At 73.3% G+C, this 2,605-nt stretch carries 2 protein-coding genes and 1 pseudogene; 2 read left to right on the top strand and 1 reads right to left on the bottom strand.

The window, feature by feature from the left end:
• Together HGA02_RS15960 and HGA02_RS15955 are read left to right on the top strand one after the other, a co-directional pair.
• Positions 1 to 201: pseudogene (locus HGA02_RS15960) on the top strand (NERD domain-containing protein); the annotation flags it as partial.
• Positions 202 to 299: 98 nt separating this feature from the next.
• Positions 300 to 749 carry a MarR family transcriptional regulator gene (locus HGA02_RS15955; RefSeq protein WP_168680071.1) on the top strand — a complete coding sequence of 150 codons (450 nt, stop codon included), beginning with the start codon at positions 300 to 302 and terminating at the stop codon, positions 747 to 749.
• Between the two features lie 75 nt (positions 750 to 824).
• On the opposite strand, the gene HGA02_RS15950 is transcribed toward HGA02_RS15955, so the two are convergent.
• Positions 825 to 2,381, bottom strand: a complete 1,557-nt coding sequence (locus HGA02_RS15950; RefSeq protein WP_168680073.1) for an MFS transporter — start codon at positions 2,379 to 2,381, stop codon at positions 825 to 827.
• Between the last annotated feature and the right edge of the window lie 224 nt (positions 2,382 to 2,605).

Genomic DNA, 2,605 nt, shown 5'->3' with positions numbered 1-2,605 from the left:
TGCGCGGGCGTCGTCGTCCGCGCGGTGCTCGTCGTGCAGGGCCGCGTCGAGGTGCGCTCGCCGGGCGGCACGGACGACGTGCTCGTCGTCCCCCGGACCGAGGTGCCGGGCATCTTCCGCCGCATGGCCCCGCGGCTCGGGGCCGACCGCGCCGCCGCGATCGCGACCATCGCGGGGCGGCGCACGACCTGGTCCCGCTGACCCGTCTGGGTGCCAGCACCTAGTCCGTCCGGCGTGTCGGGCAGCTGTCCAACGATTTCGCCCGCCCGGGTACCCCCGGTGGGGCGAGGATAGGTTCCGTGGTCGAGGAGAACTTCGCGAGGCTCGAGCGAGAGCTCGGTCTGCTGCTGCGCCGGGCGCACGCGTCGTCGGCGGCGCTCGCGCGTGACGTGCACCCCGACCTGGAGCCGTCGGCGTACGTGCTGCTCGGGCACATCGAGGCGACGCCCGGCGTCCGGGCCAGCGACCTCGCGACGTACATCGGCGTCGGCCGCGGCACGATCTCCCGCCAGCTCGCGCGGCTCGGTGCCATCGGCCTGGTCTCGCGCCGTCCCGACCCCGAGGACTTCCGCGGCCAGCTGCTCGACCTCACCGACGAGGGGCAGCGCCGCCTGTCGGCCGCGCGTGCGGCCCGGCGCGAGTTCCTGCTGCGCGCGCTCGACGGCTGGAGCGCGGGCGAGGTCGACGCGCTCGCCGAGCAGCTCGACCGGCTGAACTCGGCGCTCGCGGCGATCCGCCAGCACGACTGACCTCCCGCACGGACAGACGCCACGCGCCGCCCCCGGAGCTCCCGGGAGGCGGCGCGTGGCGTCCGTGCGCCGAGGTCAGGCGACCGTGGCGGGCGCCTTCTCCTCGACGTCGGCGTCCTGCTCGAGCCGCTGCTCGATGCCGGACTTGCGGCCGAGCGGCACCTCCTTGAGGAACAGGACCGCGACGAGCGAGACGAGGGCGACGGGCGCGGCGACGAGGAACAGGTCCGCGATCGCGTCGCCGAAGGCCCGCTCGACGACGATCCGCACGGGCTCGGGCAGCGTGGCCAGGTTGGGCAGCGTGCTGGTCCCGCCGGCGCCGAGCGCCGACGCGTCGATCCCGATGCCCTGGAGGCCGGACACGATGAGGTCGCCCACCCGGTTGGCCAGCACGGCGCCGAGCGCGGACACGCCGATCGCGCCGCCGAGCGTCCGGAAGAACGCGACCGTCGAGGTGCCGGAGCCGACCTCGCGGACGTCGAGCGTGTTCTGCACGGCGAGGACGAGGTTCTGCATGAGCATGCCCACGCCGGTGCCGAGGATCACCATGTAGAGCGCGACGAGCGTGAAGCTCGTGTCGTAGTGGATCGTCCCCATGAGCACGAGGCCCGCGGTGAGGACGGTCGCGCCGGCGACCATGAAGCCCTTGTAGCGGCCGGTCCGGCTGATGATCTGGCCCGACAGCGTCGAGGCGACGAACACGCCGACGACCATGGGGATCGTGAGCAGGCCGGACTCGGTCGGCGTCTTGCCGCGCGCGAGCTGCATGTACTGGCTGAGGAACACCGAGGTGCCGAACAGCGCGATGCCGACCGCGACGGACGCGACGACCGACAGGACCAGCGTGCGGTTCTTGAACAGGTGCAGCGGGATGATCGGCTCCGCGGCGCGGGACTCGGCCCACACGGCGAGCGCGAGCAGCGCGATCGAGCCGCCGACCATCGCGGCGGTCTGCCACGAGCCCCACGCGAACGAGTCGCCGGCGAAGGTGACCCACAGGAGCAGCAGCGCGATGCCCGCGGACAGCAGGGCCGCGCCGAGGTAGTCGATCTTCACCTGGCGGCGCTTGAGCGGGGGCAGGTGCAGCGTGCGCTGGAGCACGATGATCGCGGCGACCGCGAACGGCAGGCCGACGAAGAAGTTCCAGCGCCAGCCCGGGCCGTCGGTGATGAGGCCGCCGAGCAGCGGGCCGCCGACCATGCCGATGCCCATGACGCCGCCCATGAGGCCCATGTACCGGCCGCGCTCGCGCGGGCTGATGATGTCGGCGATGAGGACCGTGCCGAGCGCGGTCAGACCGCCGGCACCGATGCCCTGCAGGGCGCGCATGCCGATGAGCATGCCCGTGGTGTGCGAGAGGCCCGCGAGCGCGGACGACACGACGGAGATGACGAGCGCGAGCTGGATGAGCAGCTTGCGGTCGACGAGGTCGGCGAGCTTGCCCCAGATCGGGGTCGTGATCGTCGTGGTGAGCAGGGTCGCGGTGACGACCCACGTGAACGCGGACTGCTCGCCCTTCAGGTCGGAGATGATCCGCGGCAGCGAGGAGGACACGACGCTCGTCGCGAGGATCGAGACGAACATGCCGAGGAGGATCCCGGACAGCGACTCGAGCACCTCGCGGTGCGTCATGCGGGGGGCCTCGGCGGAGTCGGGCGCGGCGGTGGGGTCGAGGGGGAGGCCCGCGGCGTCGGCCGAGGTCTCGACGAGGCGCGTGGCCTCGTCCTCGGCGGGCGCCACGGGCGCGGGGGGTGCGGTGCGGTCGGTCATGGTCTCGCTCTCGATGAGTTCGGGTCGTGCGGGGTGGACCCGGCGTCGTCGGCAGGTCGGTGGGTGGTGCGGGTCGTGGCCGGTCC

It is taken from the genome of Cellulomonas septica, assembly GCF_012396155.1.
Lineage (GTDB): Bacteria > Actinomycetota > Actinomycetes > Actinomycetales > Cellulomonadaceae > Cellulomonas > Cellulomonas septica.
Note: the sequence above shows the minus strand (reverse complement) of the source record. Positions and strands in the feature narration are given on the sequence as shown.